At 70.5% G+C, this 264-nt stretch carries 1 protein-coding gene; it reads right to left on the reverse strand.

Annotated features, from left to right (window positions below):
• The coding region (locus AAEY78_RS13530) for an ATP-binding cassette domain-containing protein (protein ID WP_352339844.1) at positions 1–264 on the reverse strand (264 nt) is incomplete at both ends.

Here is a 264-nt window from a genome sequence, read left to right on the forward strand (position 1 = left end):
CTGGAACACCATCCCGCGATCGGCGCCCGGCCCGTCGACCGGCTTGCCGTCGAGCAGCACGTCGCCGCTCGTCTGCGCGTCGAGCCCGGCGAGGATCCGGATCAACGTCGACTTGCCGCAGCCGGACGGGCCGATCACGCACACGAATTCGCGCCGGTGCGTGCGGAAACTGATGTCGTCGAGCGCGACGCACTCGCCCTGCGGCGTCGCGAAACGCTTGCCGACGTGTCGCACGTCGAGGATCACGTCGCGGGCCTTCAGCCG

Origin of the sequence: Psychrobacter sp. 16-MNA-CIBAN-0192 (assembly GCF_040309565.1) — a bacterium.
In the GTDB taxonomy this organism is placed as follows: Bacteria; Pseudomonadota; Gammaproteobacteria; order Pseudomonadales; family Moraxellaceae; genus Psychrobacter.